The sequence below is a fragment of the Pseudoalteromonas sp. J2K-J599 genome, assembly GCF_059295115.2.
Genome location: NZ_CM200272.1, coordinates 473061 through 490419, shown reverse-complemented (window position 1 = coordinate 490419; position 17359 = coordinate 473061). Strand labels below are relative to the sequence as shown.

General features: G+C 39.9%; 12 protein-coding genes. 3 read left to right on the top strand and 9 right to left on the bottom strand.

Annotated elements, in window-relative coordinates:
- The first annotated feature begins 3 nt into the window (after positions 1-3).
- Both AC5NT5_RS19000 and AC5NT5_RS18995 read left to right on the top strand, forming a co-directional pair.
- Positions 4-1029, top strand: a complete 1026-nt coding sequence (locus tag AC5NT5_RS19000) for a hypothetical protein (protein ID WP_182673614.1) — start codon at positions 4-6, stop codon at positions 1027-1029.
- Complete coding sequence (locus AC5NT5_RS18995) at positions 1026-2138, top strand: HupE/UreJ family protein (protein ID WP_182673615.1); 1113 nt, start codon at positions 1026-1028, stop codon at positions 2136-2138. The genes AC5NT5_RS19000 and AC5NT5_RS18995 overlap by 4 nt, the downstream gene beginning before the upstream one ends.
- Before the next feature lie 68 nt (positions 2139-2206).
- Here the strand turns inward: AC5NT5_RS18995 and AC5NT5_RS18990 are convergent, their stop codons facing one another.
- The 7 genes from AC5NT5_RS18990 to AC5NT5_RS18960 all read right to left on the bottom strand — a co-directional run bounded on the left by AC5NT5_RS18990 (position 2207) and on the right by AC5NT5_RS18960 (position 12322).
- Complete coding sequence (locus AC5NT5_RS18990) at positions 2207-2830, bottom strand: TetR/AcrR family transcriptional regulator (protein WP_182673616.1); 624 nt, start codon at positions 2828-2830, stop codon at positions 2207-2209.
- 96 nt (positions 2831-2926) lie between these two features.
- Entirely contained in the window at positions 2927-4345 is a 1419-nt protein-coding gene (locus AC5NT5_RS18985) for an efflux transporter outer membrane subunit (protein ID WP_002959030.1), read from the bottom strand.
- Positions 4342-7476 carry an efflux RND transporter permease subunit gene (locus tag AC5NT5_RS18980; RefSeq protein WP_494513799.1) on the bottom strand — a complete coding sequence of 1045 codons (3135 nt, stop codon included), beginning with the start codon at positions 7474-7476 and terminating at the stop codon, positions 4342-4344. The genes AC5NT5_RS18985 and AC5NT5_RS18980 overlap by 4 nt, the downstream gene beginning before the upstream one ends.
- Positions 7477-7488: 12 nt before the next feature.
- Positions 7489-8658 carry an efflux RND transporter periplasmic adaptor subunit gene (locus AC5NT5_RS18975; RefSeq protein ID WP_182671120.1) on the bottom strand — a complete coding sequence of 390 codons (1170 nt, stop codon included), beginning with the start codon at positions 8656-8658 and terminating at the stop codon, positions 7489-7491.
- Positions 8659-8944: 286 nt separating this feature from the next.
- Entirely contained in the window at positions 8945-10246 is a 1302-nt protein-coding gene (gene paeA / locus AC5NT5_RS18970; RefSeq protein WP_002959027.1) for a polyamine export protein PaeA, read from the bottom strand.
- 147 nt (positions 10247-10393) lie between these two features.
- Positions 10394-11083: a transporter substrate-binding domain-containing protein gene (locus AC5NT5_RS18965; protein ID WP_182671119.1), complete on the bottom strand. Its 690-nt coding sequence runs from the start codon at positions 11081-11083 to the stop codon at positions 10394-10396.
- Between the two features lie 129 nt (positions 11084-11212).
- Positions 11213-12322 carry an arginase family protein gene (locus AC5NT5_RS18960; RefSeq protein ID WP_024605708.1) on the bottom strand — a complete coding sequence of 370 codons (1110 nt, stop codon included), beginning with the start codon at positions 12320-12322 and terminating at the stop codon, positions 11213-11215.
- A 454-nt stretch (positions 12323-12776) separates the two neighbouring features.
- On the opposite strand from AC5NT5_RS18960, the gene udp reads away from it, so the two are divergent.
- Positions 12777-13532 carry a uridine phosphorylase gene (udp, locus tag AC5NT5_RS18955; RefSeq protein ID WP_007375563.1) on the top strand — a complete coding sequence of 252 codons (756 nt, stop codon included), beginning with the start codon at positions 12777-12779 and terminating at the stop codon, positions 13530-13532.
- A gap of 90 nt (positions 13533-13622) precedes the next feature.
- Here the strand turns inward: udp and cdd are convergent, their stop codons facing one another.
- Positions 13623-14549 (bottom strand): cytidine deaminase, encoded by a 927-nt coding sequence (gene cdd / locus AC5NT5_RS18950; RefSeq protein WP_494513798.1) that lies wholly within the window; start codon positions 14547-14549, stop codon positions 13623-13625.
- Positions 14550-14685: 136 nt separating this feature from the next.
- Entirely contained in the window at positions 14686-17331 is a 2646-nt protein-coding gene (gene ppc, locus AC5NT5_RS18945; RefSeq protein WP_494513797.1) for a phosphoenolpyruvate carboxylase, read from the bottom strand.
- Between the last annotated feature and the right edge of the window lie 28 nt (positions 17332-17359).

The following is a 17359-nucleotide window of genomic DNA, read 5'->3' as shown; positions in this document are numbered from 1 at the left end:
ATAATGCATTTATCAATTTTTAAGTCCGTCGCATTTATAACTTTATGCCTAACGACCTTTGCATTAAGCGCTGCGCCTTTTACCCCAAAAGATGATGCAGTTATTGCTAACAGTAATTCAACGCTTAGTGCTTCTCTGTCTGTTGAGGAGATAAATACATTAGTCACTAACAGCCAATATGTAGGCCAAACAGAGCGTTTACAGGGGCTACTTAAAACCCGTTTAGCCCAGCTATATGAACAAACACCCTCATCTCAAATTGGTTACTTATATGCTCGCGTTTTACAAAAAGAGCACCTTTTCAACGAAGCTATTGATATTGCTAACAACGTTTTGATTAAAGAGCCACAGCATAGTAATAGCCATTTATTGCTAGCCAATATATTTATGACTCAAGGTAAGTTTGCACAAGCAAAAAAACACTGCGTCGCTTTAATTGGGCAAGTAAGTACTATTACTGCTAGCACCTGTGTACTTGATGTTCAAAGCCAACATGAAAGCGTTTTAGACAGCTACCAAGCATTAGTAAAAATTATAAATAATAATCAAACTAGCCTAGCTACAAACCATGTTTTAAGTGAAATGAGCTATCGTTTAAATAACTACAAACAAGCATTGTCTCACTTACAAAGTGTAGATTTAGTTCAAGCCCCTGTGAGCCTAATTGTTTTATGGGCCGATATTCAAATTGCTCTAAACCAACCACAACAAGTATTAAATACATTAAGCGTACTGCTTCCTGATAAAGGTAATTTAGAGGACGCTATTTTGCTAAGACTTTCAATCGCAGAAAAAAAACTGAATAAACGCGATAAAAAATGGCAAAATACAATAGCGCAAAGAGTTACGCTACGAGAGCTTCGTAAAGATTCTTTTCATGCAAGTGACTTAGCTAAATATTACCTTGATGTACAACCAAATCGCGAAAAAGCACTTTACTGGGCTCATATTAATTGGCAGCAGGCTAAAATGAGCACCGATGAGCAATTACTTATTCAAGCAAAAGCGATGCAACGAGATACACTATGAAAACGCCTTATCTATTTATACTCACTTTAATGCTGTGCATTTTTTCAACTTACAGCTTTGCCCATCAACTAAGTACAAGTTATATAACCTTAAATAGCGAAAACAATAACGACACCAGCAAAAATCTATACACGGGTACTTGGCAAATAAATATTGCCGACTTAGAGCACGCAGTGCCTCTGGATTTAGATAAAAACGGCCAAATTTCGTGGACAGAAATAAAAGCAAAACGCAGCTCAATTAATAACTTCATTAAAGAAAATTTAAATATCACGCAAAGCGCGCAAATATGCCCTTTAAAAAGTGAAGGTATCTATCAGCTAGATAACCATTTTAACCAACCTTATTTAGTGATTCCGCTGCAGTTTAGCTGTGATGACAATGAAGCAATCACCCTTTCCTACTCCGCTTTTTTTAAAACTGATGCTAACCATAAATCCATCGTAAATATTAACGGTGTATCTCGTGTATTTAATATCAATGAGGCACAACAAACGTTCAGCTTTGAACAAACAAGTTATTTAAGTACCTTTAATCAATACGTTTACCAAGGTGTTTTACATATTTGGATTGGTATTGATCATATTTTATTTTTAATCGCTTTGTTACTTACCTGTGTTTTAAAACGCAGCGATAAAGCATGGCAAGGTATTAGCTCTAAAAAACACATTATTAAACACACAGCATGGATAGTAACCGCGTTTACGCTTGCGCATTCTATTACGCTTACCGCCACCGCTATGAACCTTGTATCACCAAATAGTCGCTGGGTAGAGCTTGGAATTGCTATATCTGTTTTATTTGCAGCATTAAATAATGTGTGGCCGTTGGTACTTCGTTTAGGTTGGCTTACTTTTGCTTTTGGTTTACTACATGGTATGGGATTTGCGAGCGTACTTGGCGAACTTGGCCTGTCGAGCGACTATCAACTGCTCAGTATTTTGGCGTTTAATTTAGGCGTCGAAATCGGTCAACTTAGTATACTACTGATAGCCTTACCAATACTCATTTATGTACGACACTACACTTGGTATAAAAAATGGTTAATGCCAATGGGCTCCGTTGCTATCGCAATTGTTGCACTTCAGTGGTCAATCGAGCGTTTTTAAATAGTATAAATAAAAAAGCTAGCCAAAATATTGGCTAGCTTACTTTTGGTTATTTATTTTTAGCGTTACTACGCTTTATCAAATGGCATCAGTAATGTTTTCATCGCAGGGCGAAGTGCTATGAGTACCGTTTCTTCGGTTAGCTCAGGGTAGAGTAACTTTCTAAGTAATAACCCTGCCATCATCGAAAAAATAACATTAATTCGGCTTTCAAGTTCACGCTCATCAATGTCTTTGAGCGCACTTCGCTCGCTTGTTAAAAGCTGCCTCATGCGCCCTCTTGCTTGAATATCGGTTTCACGCAAAAGAGTAGCGACTTTAATATTACGACCCGCTTCTGCCATCATATCTAAATCGATAACACATGAGCCTGTATCCATGTGTCTTTGCACGCCAATATTTAAGCCATCTAAAAGAGCCGCCAAAACATCACCAGGGTGATCTTCAAACTTTTGAAAGATAGAGAACATTTCTTCCATGTCTTTTTCAATAATGCTTTCTATAATAGCTTCTTTGCTTTCAAAGTAATTATAAATATGGCCTGCACTCATCCCTGCCGTTTTAGATATTTCTGCCATACCTGCACCGTGGTAACCTTTACGGCGAAAACACTCTGCAGCAGCTGTTAAAATTTGCTCACGCCTAGCAAGTGCTATCGCGGGATCTGTTTGCCTTTTTGCTTTAGGCTTCATGTTCAACTCCACTACCAAGTCATAAACTCAGTAAAGCAAGAGCTATAAATAGTCTCGCTATATAAATATGTAATGCGGCTTTAAAAGCCGCAAATATTATTTCTCTTCCTGAGTTGTTTCACTGGCTACATTCCATCCGCCACCAAGCGCTTTGTACAAGTTAATTTGACTCGCAAGATACGCTTGCTGACCCGCAATTAACTGCTGCTGCGCGCCGTACCACGTACGCTGAGCATCAAGTACTTGCAAGTAGCTATCTGCGCCTTTTTCGTAACGCATTTTTGATAAATCAAACGTGATTTGTCGACTACTTATAAGCATATCAAGGGCACTTAATTGCTCTTGGTAACCTTCTCTATCAGCAAGTGCATCGGCAACTTCGCGAAACGCATTTTGAATTTTTTGCTGATACGTTGCCACTGCAATTTCTTGATCTGCTTTTGCTACATCAAGATTTGCTTGGTTACGTCCCATATTAAAAATAGGTAAGCTAATTGTAGGCACAAAACTCCATGTACCCGAGCCTGAATCAAACAAGCCACTTAAGTCACTTGAAGCTGACCCCGCATTGGCAGTTAAGCTTATGCTTGGATAAAACGCTGCACGAGCAATACCAATATTGGCATTAGCAGCAAGCATTAAATGCTCAGCGGCTTTAATATCAGGGCGCTGTGATAACAGGTCAGACGGTAAACCAACGGGTACTTCTGGCATACTGATCAAGTTAGTCAGGTCTTTATTAGGCAGTAAATCAGCTGAAACAGATTTACCTACTAATAAATCTAAGGCACTTTTATCACGCTTTAACAAACGTTTGTACGTTGCTATGTCTACTTTTGCCGTAGCAACTGTGCTTTTAAGCTGCTCAAGGGTAATTGAAGACGTCGCACCTAAATCAAAGCTTTTTTGCGTAAGAGATAATGACTCTTGCTGAGAGGTAAGCGTTTCTTTTGCAAGCTCTAGCAGTTGCAAATCAGTTGCATAATTTAGCCACGCATTTGCCAACTCAGAAATTAAAGACACCTGCGTGCTGTATTGGCTAAGCTCTGTAGAGTATAAGTTTTGCAGTGCTTGCGCTGATTGATTGCGTACTTTGCCCCAAATATCTAACTCATAAGAGGTAATACCCACTGTTGCACTGTATTGCGAGCTAATAGCTGCATCGCCAGTACCTGATAAGTCAGCCGGTAAACGCTGGCGCGTACCAGATGCATTTAAATCAAGGGATGGATACAAAGCAGAGTCTTCAATTTGATATAAACCACGCACACGCTGCACATTAAGCACTGCAATTTGCATGTCTTTGTTATGCTCAAGACTTTGACTAATTAACGTTTGTAGTTTTTCGTCATTAAAAAACTGCTGCCAATTTAATTGCTGCGCAGCGCTTTGCCCAGTACCTGATGCATAAGCATCAGATACTGGTAGAGCAAGATCTTTTTGCTCTGGCGCTAATTGGCAACCACTTAGCACCAATAAAGCAATTGCACTTAGGCTGAATGTTTTAATGCTCATTCTGCGCTCTCCTTCGTTGTCTCTTTAGCTTTGCCAGGAAATACACGGCGTACTAACACAAAGAATAACGGAACAAAAACAACAACTAATATTGATGATGCAAGTGTGCCGCCAATAATCGAAATACCTAACGCATTTTGCGCACCAGAACCCGCGCTTGAGGCAATAGCAAGTGGTAAAACACCACAAATAAAGGCCATCGAAGTCATAAGTATTGGACGCAAACGTAGGCGAACAGCTGCAATAGCCGCATCTACTAAGCCAAGCCCTTCTTCCATTTTATGAATCGCAAACTCTACAATCAGTATCGCATTTTTAGATGCTAAACCAATGGTGGTCAACAAACCTACCTGCAAGTAAATATCGTTAGATAAGCCACCGCCAAGCGCTGCCATAATCGCACCAAATATACCCAGTGGCACAATCATCATTACCGCAAACGGTACTGACCAACTTTCATAAAGCGCGGCTAAACATAAAAATACAAACAACAGCGATAAGCCATATAATAAAGGTGCTTGACCGCTACTAGAGCGCTCTTGGAATGAAATACCGGTCCACTCAGACGAAATACCATTTGGTAATTGTTTAACTAAACGCTCCATTTCATCCATTGCTTGGCCTGTACTGTAACCTGGCGCTGCACTACCTTGAATTTCCATTGCTGAAAAACCATTGTAACGCTCTAAACGCGGCGAACCATACGTCCAGTAGGCACTAGCAAACGCTGAAAACGGCACCATATCGCCATTATCATTGCGTACATACCACTTATTTAGATCCTCAGGCACCATGCGAGATTGTGCATCACCTTGCATATACACTTTTTTCACTCGACCACGGTCAATAAAGTCATTCACATAACTACTACCCCATGCTGTCGAAAGTGTACTGTTAATATCGTTTTGCGACACACCAAGCGCTTCGGCTTTTGCAAGGTCTGTATCAAGTTGTAGCTCTGGCATATCTTCTTGTCCATTTGGACGCACGCCCGCTAAAATTGGACTTTGGCTTGCTAAACCTAATAACTGATTTCGTGCAGCTAAAAGTGCCTCATGGCCAAGACCTACACGGTCTTGTAAGAAAATATTAAAGCCATTAGCGGTTCCCAGTTCAACAATTGCAGGTGGCGGAAAGGCAAAAACAAATGCTTCTTTTATCGTTGAAAAGTAGCCCATCGCTTTACCTGCAACACCTTGAACAGATAACTCGTCACGCTGACGCTCATCCCAATGTTTAAGATTTACAAAGGCAATTGCTGAGTTTTGGCCAGAACCTGCAAAACTAAAACCAGTCACGGTAAAAATACCGTTTACTGCTTCAGATTGATCGTTTAAAAAGTGGTTTTCTACCTTTTTAACAACCTCAAGCGTTTGTTGTGTTGTAGAACCCGCTGGTAATGACACTTGGTTAAACAAAATACCTTGGTCTTCGTCAGGCAAAAATGCCGTTGGCAAGCTTGAGAATACATAGACCATACCGCCCACAATCACGCCATAAATAAGTAAGTAGCGTTTAGAGTGAGTAAGCATGCGCCCTACAAAGCTTTGTGCACCTGAATTTGTTTTATCAAAACCACGGTTAAAGCCTGTAAAAAACCGGCCAAACAACGTGTCATTGTTATGTACATGGCTTGGTTTTAAAAGCGTTGCACACAATGCTGGCGTTAAAATAAGAGCCACTAAAACAGATAACCCCATCGCCGATACGAGTGTTATAGAAAACTGACGATAAATTATACCGGTAGAGCCACTAAAGAATGCCATTGGAATAAATACCGCAGAAAGCACCATGGCAATACCTACCAGCGCGCCTTTAATTTCATCCATAGATTTACGTGTAGCTTCAAGTGCCGAGAGTTTTTCCTCGGTCATTAAACGCTCAACATTTTCTACAACAACAATTGCATCATCTACCAATAAGCCTATGGCAAGTACCATCGCAAACATCGTTAGCGTATTTATTGAATAACCAAAGGTGTATAAAATACCAAATGTACCTAGTAAAACCACAGGTACGGCAATTGTTGGAATAAGCGTTGCCCTAAAGTTTTGTAGGAACAAATACATAACTATAAAAACAAGTACAACAGCTTCAATTAATGTATGAATAACTTTTTCGATAGATAACGATACGAACGGTGTTGTATCGTAAGGTATTACCGCATCTAACCCCTCAGGGAAAAACGGTTTTAGCTCTTCAATTGCTTTTTTAACGCCCTCTGCGGTATCAAGTGCGTTAGCGCCACTGGCTAATTTAATACCTAAACCTGATGCAGGTTGCCCATCGTAACGAGCAACAACGCGGTAGCTTTCACCGCCAAGCTCTACTTTAGCAACGTCCTCTAGACGTACAAAAGAGCCATCTGGATTGGTTTTAACTAATATTTGTTTAAATTGCTCTGGCGTTTGTAATCGGCTTTGCGCCGTTACTGTTGCATTAAGTTGCTGACCATCAACGGCAGGCATACCGCCAAGTTGACCGGCAGATACTTGTGCATTTTGCGCACTAATTGATGCACTAATATCAGCAGGTGTAAGCTTATAATTTTGTAACTTTGCAGGGTCTAACCAAATACGCATCGCGTACTGAGAACCAAACAGTTGTACTTCACCTACGCCTTCAACACGCGAGACAATGTCTTGCACGTTTGATGAAACATAATCGCCAATATCAATATTGGTCATGCTGCCATCTTTAGACACAAAAGCATAAACCATTAAAAAGTTACGCGCTGATTTTGCAACTACCACACCTTGCCTTTGTACGGCTTCTGGTAATAGTGGAGTCGCTGTAGCTAGTTTATTTTGCACTTGAACTTGTGCAATATCAGGGTCAGTTTCAGCACTAAACGAAAGTGTAAGCGTAGCAGAACCACTCGACTCAGACGTAGATGACATATAAAGCAAGCCATCAAGCCCTTTCATTTTTTGCTCAATAACTTGCGTTACCGTATCTTCAAGTGTTCGTGCAGATGCACCAGGGTACGTTGCAGTAATACTCACTGCAGGTGGTGCAATTGAAGGATACTGCGAAATAGGTAAACTCCTAATCGCCAAAATACCTGCAAGCATCACTACAATAGCGAGTACCCAAGCAAATATCGGTCTATCGATAAAAAATCGTGACATTAAAACTCTCCGTTATTGCGCTTGATCGGCTTTAGCAGACGATTGAATTTCAGATGGGTTCACAGGTGCACCAGGGCGGATTTTTTGTAAACCTTCAACTATTAACTTATCGCCATCACTTAGGCCATCAGTAACAAGCCAATCAGAACCAATAGTTCTATCTACTTTCAATACGCGACTTTCTACTGTGTTGTCTTTACTGACAACCATTGCTGTTGGTTCGCCTTTTGAATTACGGCTAACGCCACGTTGCGGAGCTAAAATAGCACCCGCTTTAACACCTTCCACAATAGAAGCTCGGGCATACATGCCAGGCAGTAATAATTTTTCTGGGTTTGAAAATTTAGCACGCAGTGTTACTGAGCCAGTACTTGGATCAACAGTCACTTCAGAAAACTGCAATGTGCCTTTATGAGGATAAATAGAGCCATCTTCCATAATAAGTTCAACGTCAGTTTGACTAGCCGAATCGACAGTTAGAGTACCTGATGATATTGCTTTTTTAAGTTGGGTAAGCTCATTACTTGATTGTGTTAAATCGATATAAATTGGATCTAACTGAGTTACTGTAGCAAGTGCTGTACTTTGATTGGCACTTACGAGTGCACCCACTGTTACGCTTGATTTACTAATTTGACCACTAATAGGAGAAGAGACGTGGCTGTAATCGAGATTAATTTGCGCTGATTTTAACTGCGCTTTAGCTGTTAATAATTCAGCATTAGCTTGCTTGTATGCGGCATCTGCTTCATCAAAATCTTGTTGGCTCACGGCTTTAATTTTTAAAAGCTCTTTATAACGCGATGCTTTTGATTTAGAGCTGGCAATGCTTGCCTCTGCGCGCGCTACGCTTGCTTCACTTGCTGCTAAGTCTGCTTCAAATGTAGCAGGGTCTATTTGATACAGTGCTTGGCCTTGTTTAACCTCATTACCTTCAACAAATAAACGAGATTGCACAATACCACTTACTTGTGGACGAATTTCAGCAATTTGAAATGCACTAATGCGACCAGGAAGTTCTTTTTTGAGAGTAAGCGCTTGGCTTTTTACTGTAATTACACCCACTGGGACAGCTTTAGGAGCTGAAGCTTGTGACTGCTCAGCAGCCTGATCACAACCAGTTAAAGCAACAGAACCGACGAGGGCTGACAATACAAATAAAGCGATGCGGGAACGCTGCATGTTAAATACCTTTTAGTTTAGAGTGAACGATCATTCTAAATTAAAATGCGCTGATAATGAATCTTAATAAGGAGAAATTTACACAAACTTACACTATTGAATATAATATACGCCTTAGGTAGCATTTAATGTTAATTTGATGAAAATAGAATCAAAGCTGTTTGAAAATAAAGCAATTAAACAGATTGAAATAACCACTCATTTTAAGCACAGAACTTTTAAATAGACACAAAAAAGCCAAGCAAAAAACAGCTTGGCTAGTTATATAAACGACTATCTTACTTTTTTAAAGGGGGTTGTCGTTCTGTGGATTAATAACTCTTGAAACTAACAACTGCTCTACCCTAATGCCCTCTACATCAACAACTTCAAACTTAAAGCCTGAAAAAGTTAAATGCTCTGCACGTTTAGGGATTCGCTTCATACTGTAAATTAAAAATCCAGCGACAGTTTCATAGTGCATCTGATCAGGAAATTCTTCTATATCAAGTACCTTTGCTAAATCGGTAATTGGAGTTAACCCATCTACAAGCCATGAATTTTTATCGCGCTCTATAATTAATTCATCACCTTGATGAGTAATTAAATCACCCATAAACCCTTTCATTAAATCTTTTACCGTTACAATACCTACCGAAAGCGCGTATTCATTTACGACAACAGCAAATGGCTTTGCTGCGCTTTTAAACGCATTTAAAGCTTCTGATAGGCTTAATGTTTCAGGTAAGTAAAAAACATCTTTATCAATCAGCTCATCGTTTATATTGGCGGCTTCGCCTTTTAGTACTTGTCGTAAAATATCTTTAGATTCAACAGAGCCATGCAATTTATCTAAATTTCCTGACACTACTAAAAAGTGATTATGAGGGTGATCAATAATTTTGGTCGCAATATCATGGCTAGATTCGTTTAAATCAAAATAGACAATTTGATCGCGTGGCGTCATTACGCTTGATAAAAACCGCGCTTCTAAGTCAAACACATTGCCAATTAATTCATACTCTTGCTTTTGCAAACTACCATATGCAGCACCCGCTTCCATCATGGCAACAATGTCCTCAGTTGTAACGTTGTCTTCTCGCTCAGCAGGCACTTTAAATAAGCGCAGCACAAAGTTCGTTACCCCATTAAAAAACATCACTAGCGGAGTTAAGGCAAAGGTTACCCAGCGCATTATTGTAACGACTCTAACAGCGACAGCTTCTGGCATGATCATCGCTAAACGCTTTGGCATTAAATCGGCGAACAAGATAAACAGAGATGTAATAGTAAAAAATGAGAATAAAAAGCTAATTTTTTCTAAGTGTGCACCTTGATAAAAAAGCACTAAAACACTTTCAACATAAGGCGATAAAGCCTGCTCGCCCACAATACCACCCAAAATCGCAATCGCGTTGAGTGCAATTTGGATCATGGCAAAAAAAGCCCCTGGATTTTCTTGTAGTTTTAATACCGCTGCTGCTTTTATATTTCCTTCATCTGCCATTACTCGCAGTTTTATTTTACGCGACGCTGCAATTGCTATTTCTGACATAGCAAACAACGCACTGATCAAGATCAATAAGCTAATCCCGATTAAATCACCCATTTAACGCTCCAATAAGTTAGCGCTTTTTTAAACAAAAAGCAGCTGGATTATAATCGGTTTTTTAAACGCAGCAATTTATATTTACGAAATATATTTAAACTATTAATTTTCAATTATTTAAGAGGTAAAACAGTGAGTTTAAAGTACTTAAATTTTATTAAAGGCGACTTTTAATTGAGAAACTAAAGCCGGATCCATATTTATATTACAGGCAAAAAATAACGGAGACTGAGTTGTATTTAAATCAAGTAATGGTTCTAGTAACTCAAGCTTAGGCTCTGTTTTAACTCGATAGTTAAATTGCTTTTTGTTGAGGATAACAAAATCAAGTATATGGTGACGAGTGCTTATGAGTTTATCTATTTTATCTAGGCTATCGATGAGTAATAAATGCTTGCTTTCACTAAAGCCCCTTTCAAGCAAATAATGATGACTAAAGTTATCACGCAGTACTGCTATTTTGTATTTTTTAGCATCATTGAGAGTGTTTAACTTTATACCTCTGGATTTTAGACCATAAATGGCAGAGTCAAAGCTTTCCAGTTCACCTACCCAGTTAAACTTACTTTCTCTATTAGGTAATCGAACAATCGAAAATATACAGGTGTTTTTATCGCGTAGCGCTGCATTGTAGGATATGGCCCAACTATGCGCCAACATAGTGTAATTTATACCTGTACCTTCTAGCGCTTTATGAACTTTATCGACAGAGCGGCCAACGAGTTTGTTATCTTCATTAATGTACTGAAAGTCCGGAAATACTTCCGTTACTATTGTAATTTCAGCTGCATTAACTTTAATACAGCTAATGAACAATAAAAAGATCAACAATTTCATCTAGCGAGGCCTCAACCAACTCATTATATGTATTTAATAAATATAGCTGAGGCTTTGTGAACTGCTAGTTTTTAGTTATGTAATGCACACTTATACGCTGATAGTGCTAGCCTTTATAGCTTCTGCAGCTTACTTGTTCATCGCACTAATTAAAAAGGCTGAAATTTTAGCGCCTTCTCTAAGTGTCGTCTCAGAGCTTGATTGACCAACTAAAGAGCTGTCGGTAAATGGCGCTATCTCCATCATATCTGCACCCGTAATCGGGAACTCATCCGCAATGGCTGATAGAATATCAAGCGCATGCTGAGGCGTTAAACCGTGATGCTCTGGCGTACCTGTGGCAGATGCAAACTCTGCATCAAGTGCATCAATATCAAAGCTTACGTATATTTCATCAACGTTATCGGCTTTTAACTGTGCAATAGCGTCGGCAGCAACCGCTGCTGCGCCGCGTTCAATGATTTCATGTGCCCAGTGCTGTTTAACACCAAAAGTATTTTCCCAATGCGCTTTAGGCTTGCCACTTGAGCGTATACCAAATTGTATTAAATGATGCGGCGCCGGTAAAAATTCTAAAATATGTGTACACCACGAGCCAAAACATAAATCAATACCTAAGCGCTCCACAAGTAAATCGGTATGCGCGTCAAAGTGAATAATAGCCGTGCGCTTACCTTGCTCACGTTTTGCTTTTAAGTACGCTTTAGTAAGTGGGTAACTAATTGAGTGATCGCCACCAATACCAAATAATCCTTTATCTTTAAACGTTGCGTAAAAACTGTCGCACACATCTTCAGTGATTGATAACGGGCTTACGTAATAATCGTTATCTTCATCACCATATAAGGCTTTTTGGCAATTAGAAATGGTTGCATCATTTAGGTATTTGTCATGAAGTAAATGTGGGATTACACGTACATCACCTAAATCAAACGAATGACACTGAGGTTGCTGATCAATTAAAGCTGAGCGCACAAACAGTGGCCCCCAGTTTGCTCCGCGTAATATCCCACCGCCACAGTCTGAACTAATACCTAACATAACGGCTTTATGTGGTGAGTTTGGTAATTCGTTTAAAGACTCGCGCCACAAGTTATCAACGTTTTCAGTTTGTCCGTAAAGTTTATTACGTAGTGCGGCTTTGCGCTCTTTTGCAGTATTTACTGTGTATACACCATCGCCCGGTGCGCACAAACAGTGCTCAACTTTGTTTTTAAATGCTTCAAATTGTGTGCTCATAATAAACTCCTTCGGTTTTTATTCTGTACGTAGCTAATTAGTTTTGATTAGTTATGCAAAATTACTAAAAGTGCCTAAACTTCAAATAAATGCCACTTCGCTAAATAAGTCAGTGCTTAATATAAGTAAACACGTTAGCTATTACGTGTTCACTACAAACTTAAATCATTGAATTTGTTTGATATTAGCAAAGCTTTGTAATCATCACTTTAATTGTAGTTACGCGCTTGAGTGATACTTATTATGTCTGCTTGAACATGTCAACAGCGCAACAAGGCTACGTATATAAGTACTTGAGTGAATATTCATAGTTGGTGAATAAATCAAATTAGCCCTTAAAATTATTAAGGCTTTATTGGAAGAGTTAAGACAAAACGGACAATCGTCCTGTACTTGATAAACGTTTCTAGCAATCATGCTAGATTGACAACAAATTATTATAAAAGGCTTAGCTATGGAAAAGGTATTTCACTTAGGACTATGTATTGACGATCTTAAAGGTGCAAAACTTGCGATTGTACCAGGCGATCCAGATCGTGCAGCACGTATTTCACAATTCCTAGACAACCCAACCTGCCTTGCTCAAACTCGCGAGTTTCATGTTTATTTAGGTCAATTAAACGGCCACTCTGTGGTTATATGTTCTACAGGTATTGGTGGTCCATCTACGTCGATTGCAGTAGAAGAATTAGCACAACTTGGCGTGCGTAAATTTTTACGTATTGGTACAACCGGTGCAATTCAGCCACACATTAACGAAGGCGAAATTTTAATTAGCCAAGCGTCTGTACGTTTAGATGGAGCTAGCCAACATTTTGCACCACTTAGCTACCCTGCTGTATCTGACTTTTATGCAACACAAGCTATGGTACAAGCATGTAAAAACCTAAATATCGATTTTCATATTGGTATTACTGCATCAAGCGATACATTCTACCCAGGGCAAGAGCGTTACGATACGCACTCTGGTTACGTTCCTAAATCACTACAAGGTAGCTGCGAAGAGTGGCAAAAATTGGGCGTGATGAACTACGAAATGGAATCGGCAACATTATTTACTATGTGTGCAGCCCTTGGATTACAAGCAGCATGTGTAGCAGGCGTACTTGTTAACCGTACTCGCCAAGAAATACCAAATGTAGACCACGGTGAAATTGAGCGTAAATCTGTAGCAGTAGTATTAGAAGCAGCTAAAGTATTACTTGATTAATACAGGTTATAGCAGTCAGTGAGTTAATTCGATAGAATGACTCGCTTTAATAAAGCACAGCTCTGGCTGTGCTTTATTGTATGCAAGCCACTATTTAAGTGGTGCGCTAATTACTTTAAGTGCAGGTAAATGCGTAAAACTGGCAAGTACAGCTTTTGCCACTTGCGACTGGTTTTCACGACCCGCTGTTTCGAGCAATGTTATTCCCTTCACCGTACTTTCGTTAAAGCTAAGCCCAGCTAAAAAGAACTGACTTAGTGCACTTTGTAGTGGCGATAAACTTGGACTGTAAGCTGCATTTTCGGCGTAACTTCCGTAAAAGTCACCATCACTAAATGTACTTATTTTTACGGCGCTAAAGTTTTGGCTGTAAGGCACGTAAGCATTAAGTGCAAAACGCGCAAGGGTTTCATCAAGGCCATCAAAGCTAAAATTACCTTGCTGTGGTTTTGGGTTAAATAAGCTAAATTCGTTACCTAAATCGGTAGGTCCAAATGAATGCGGCAGTAATTCAGCAAGTTTAAATTGCTGATCAGGAAGTAAAATATCAAACTCTTTCGCATCAGCTAGTTCGTTCATAAACTGGCGACAATACCCACAAGGCGCATCGCTAATAGCAATTTTAACTATTTTTTTAGCGCCGTTTAACCATGCGTTATTTATAGCCGATTGCTCTGCATGAACCACTAAACTCAATGCTTGATGATCAAACTCTACATTTGCACCAAAGTAAAAGTTTACCTCACCCTTTTCATCAAGTGCTTTAACAATTGCGCCTACATGAAAATCTGACACTGGCGCAACGGCATACTCAGAAGCTAAAGGTACTAAACCTTGTAGTAATACATCATTAGACACATTTAGCTGTGCACATAACTGTTTAATATTATTAGAATTTAATATGCCACGTTGTGATTTTAATTGACTACGTAATGACGCTGTTTGCGCTACGCTTAATGTGAAGTGCGAATTTGTAAGTGCTGTATCTTGCTGTACAGTAAAAGTTGCTGAAGCCATAATATTTTTTAATTATTCAATGGCTAAGTAGTTTAAAAGGTTAGGGTGTTAAATACCAGCCTATTTAACGCAAAAAAAGGGAGCACATCGCGTGCTCCCTTTTAATACCAATAGGTATACCTAACAAAATAAAGTGTTAGCCGGTATTACGCATACCTGCAGCTATACCTGTCATCGTGATCATTAACGCATTATCAATGTCACCTTCGTTTCGTTTTTCCTCTGAGCGAGCACGGCGTAAAAGCTCAACCTGTAATAGGTTAAGTGGATCGGTGTACGGGTTACGTAAACTAATCGACTCCTTAATCCAAGGTTGTTCGGCGAGTAGGCTTTTTTGTGGGCTAAGTGATTGCACCAAGCTAATGGCTTCTTGAAGCTCTTTACGAAGTGTTGCACCCAATGGTTTGTACATATCTTCCACCAGCGCATTATCGTAATGCTCACTCAACCAGCAATCGGCTTTACTAAATACCATTTCTAACATTTCTAGGCGCGATCTAAAGAATGGCCACTGTAGGCTCATTTCGTTTAGGGTTTCTGCGCCGTACTTATTAAGCGCAGCTTTTAAGCCAGTTAACGCACCTAACCATGCAGGAAGCATTAAACGGTTTTGGCTCCACGCAAAAATCCATGGAATAGCACGCAGGCTTTCAACACCACCATTAGGATTACGTTTTGCAGGACGCGATCCAAGCGGCAACTTAGACAGCTCAAGCTCAGGCGTTGCCATTCTAAAGTAAGGTACAAAGTTTTCATCGTGGCGAACTACATTACGGTAGTGTTCACACGACTCCTCACTTATTAGCTTCATTACTTCGCGCCACTGCGGTTTTGGTTCCGGCGGCGGTAATAAGTTACTTTGTAGTACTGCACCTGCGTAAATATTTAAGCTTTGCAGTGCTACATCAGGTAAACCAAATTTAAAGCGAATCATCTCGCCTTGCTCGGTTACACGCAAACCACCTTTTAACGAACCTGGCGGTTGTGAATGCAGCGCTTGTGCAGCAGGTGCCCCACCACGCCCTACTGTGCCACCACGTCCGTGGAATAAAATAAGTTCAATACCACGCTCATCAGCAAGCTGCACTAATTTATCCATAGCTTCGTACTGCGCCCAACCTGCTGCCATCATGCCGGCATCTTTAGCAGAATCAGAGTAACCAATCATTACATTTTGGGTGTTTTTAATGTGCCCGCGATACCAAACATTATCAAGTAATGTAGTAATTACATCACTGCCTGCGTTTAAATCATCGAGTGTTTCAAATAACGGTGCTACTGGTAAATCAAAGCTACAGCCGCTTTCTTTTAGCAATAATTGTACTGCTAAAATGTCTGATGCCGTTCGCGCCATCGAAATAATATACAAGCCAAATGTTTGTTCGTCTTGCTTAGCAATAACGTCAAAGGTGTCTAGCACTTCTTGAACATCAGGGCTTGGTTGCCAATGTTTTGGAATAAGCGGTCTGCGAGAGTTAAGCTCAGTAAGTAAAAAAGCTTGTTTATCTTGCTCTTGCCATTGATTGTAGTCGCCTAAACCTAAATAACGAGTCAGCTCAGAAAAAACATCGCTGTGACGAGACGAGTCTTGGCGCACATCGAGTTTAGCTAAACGCAAGCCAAAGCTATTAATACGGTACAGTAAATCAAGCAATAAGCCATCAGCAACTACTTTCATATTACATTTTAATAACGAGCGGTAGCAGACCTCTACAGGGTGCTTAAGCTGATTAATATCAGTAATTAAATCTTGTGAATCGCTACGCTTATTTTTAATTTTAGCGCCCAGGTGAGCCACGGTCTCTGCAACTTGGTTTTTAAGCTTTTTGATCACCGCTCTGTATGGTTCAAAGTCTTGACCTGCCAACTCAATAAGCTCATCACTGGCGTCTGACATAGAGAGTTCAGCGCATAACGTTTTTAAATCTTGAATATATAAGTTAAGCGCCATCCAACGACCGTGGTCAAGCACCTCTGCTGTAACCTGCGATGTTACAAATGGATTTCCATCACGGTCTCCACCCATCCAAGATGTGAACTCAATCGGGCTGTAATCTTTTGGTAGCTCTAAACTTAATTGCTCTTTAACATTGGCTGAAAATTCACGTAAAAAGCGCGGAACAGCGTGCCAAAGACTGTTTTCGATTACCGCATAACCCCATTTAGCTTCATCAACTGGCGTTGGGCGAGAGCGACGAATGTCGTCGGTATGCCAAGCCTGGCTAATAAGCTGTTCAATACGATTTAAAATAGCATCTCGCTCTAGCGGTAAGTTATCTTTTCGCTCAAGCGACGCTAAGCAATCACTTAGTTCAACATGTTTGTTAATAATAGTACGGCGCGTCACCTCGGTTGGGTGGGCGGTTAATACTAAGTTTATGTGGAGTTTTGAGAGTGTTTCGGCCAAATGATTACTATCTAGCTGGCCTTGTTCTGCTTTTGTAACTAACGTTTTTAATGTTTGAGTGAGAGGGTTTTGTTGACCAAGGCCAACGTCATTAAAACGCGAAACGGTATGAAATTGTTCTGCTACATTAGCAAGGTTTAAAAAATGATTAAATGAACGGGCAACCGGCAAAAGCTCTTCATCACTAAGCGCATGTAAAACGTCTATTAGCGCTTGTCTGTCGTCTTCATTACCACTGCGAGATGATTTAGATAAAGCCCGAATTTCTTCTACTTTATCTAAAATAGCTTGGCCTTGAGCATCCTTAATAGTTTGTCCTAGTAATTGCCCAAGTAAATTTACATTACCTCGCAAGGCGGCATATTGTTCACTCATTTCTCATTCTCCTTTGTTTCGTAGGACA

What these genes read in the sequence shown, in the direction of transcription:
- AC5NT5_RS19000 (WP_182673614.1), top strand. Translation starts at nt 4, where the DNA reads ATGCATTTATCAATTTTTAAGTCCGTCGCATTTATAACTTTATGCCTA.
- AC5NT5_RS18995 (WP_182673615.1), top strand. Translation starts at nt 1,026, where the DNA reads ATGAAAACGCCTTATCTATTTATACTCACTTTAATGCTGTGCATTTTT.
- AC5NT5_RS18990 (WP_182673616.1), bottom strand. Translation starts at nt 2,830, where the DNA reads ATGAAGCCTAAAGCAAAAAGGCAAACAGATCCCGCGATAGCACTTGCT.
- AC5NT5_RS18985 (WP_002959030.1), bottom strand. Translation starts at nt 4,345, where the DNA reads ATGAGCATTAAAACATTCAGCCTAAGTGCAATTGCTTTATTGGTGCTA.
- AC5NT5_RS18980 (WP_494513799.1), bottom strand. Translation starts at nt 7,476, where the DNA reads ATGTCACGATTTTTTATCGATAGACCGATATTTGCTTGGGTACTCGCT.
- AC5NT5_RS18975 (WP_182671120.1), bottom strand. Translation starts at nt 8,658, where the DNA reads ATGCAGCGTTCCCGCATCGCTTTATTTGTATTGTCAGCCCTCGTCGGT.
- paeA (WP_002959027.1), bottom strand. Translation starts at nt 10,246, where the DNA reads ATGGGTGATTTAATCGGGATTAGCTTATTGATCTTGATCAGTGCGTTG.
- AC5NT5_RS18965 (WP_182671119.1), bottom strand. Translation starts at nt 11,083, where the DNA reads ATGAAATTGTTGATCTTTTTATTGTTCATTAGCTGTATTAAAGTTAAT.
- AC5NT5_RS18960 (WP_024605708.1), bottom strand. Translation starts at nt 12,322, where the DNA reads ATGAGCACACAATTTGAAGCATTTAAAAACAAAGTTGAGCACTGTTTG.
- udp (WP_007375563.1), top strand. Translation starts at nt 12,777, where the DNA reads ATGGAAAAGGTATTTCACTTAGGACTATGTATTGACGATCTTAAAGGT.
- cdd (WP_494513798.1), bottom strand. Translation starts at nt 14,549, where the DNA reads ATGGCTTCAGCAACTTTTACTGTACAGCAAGATACAGCACTTACAAAT.
- ppc (WP_494513797.1), bottom strand. Translation starts at nt 17,331, where the DNA reads ATGAGTGAACAATATGCCGCCTTGCGAGGTAATGTAAATTTACTTGGG.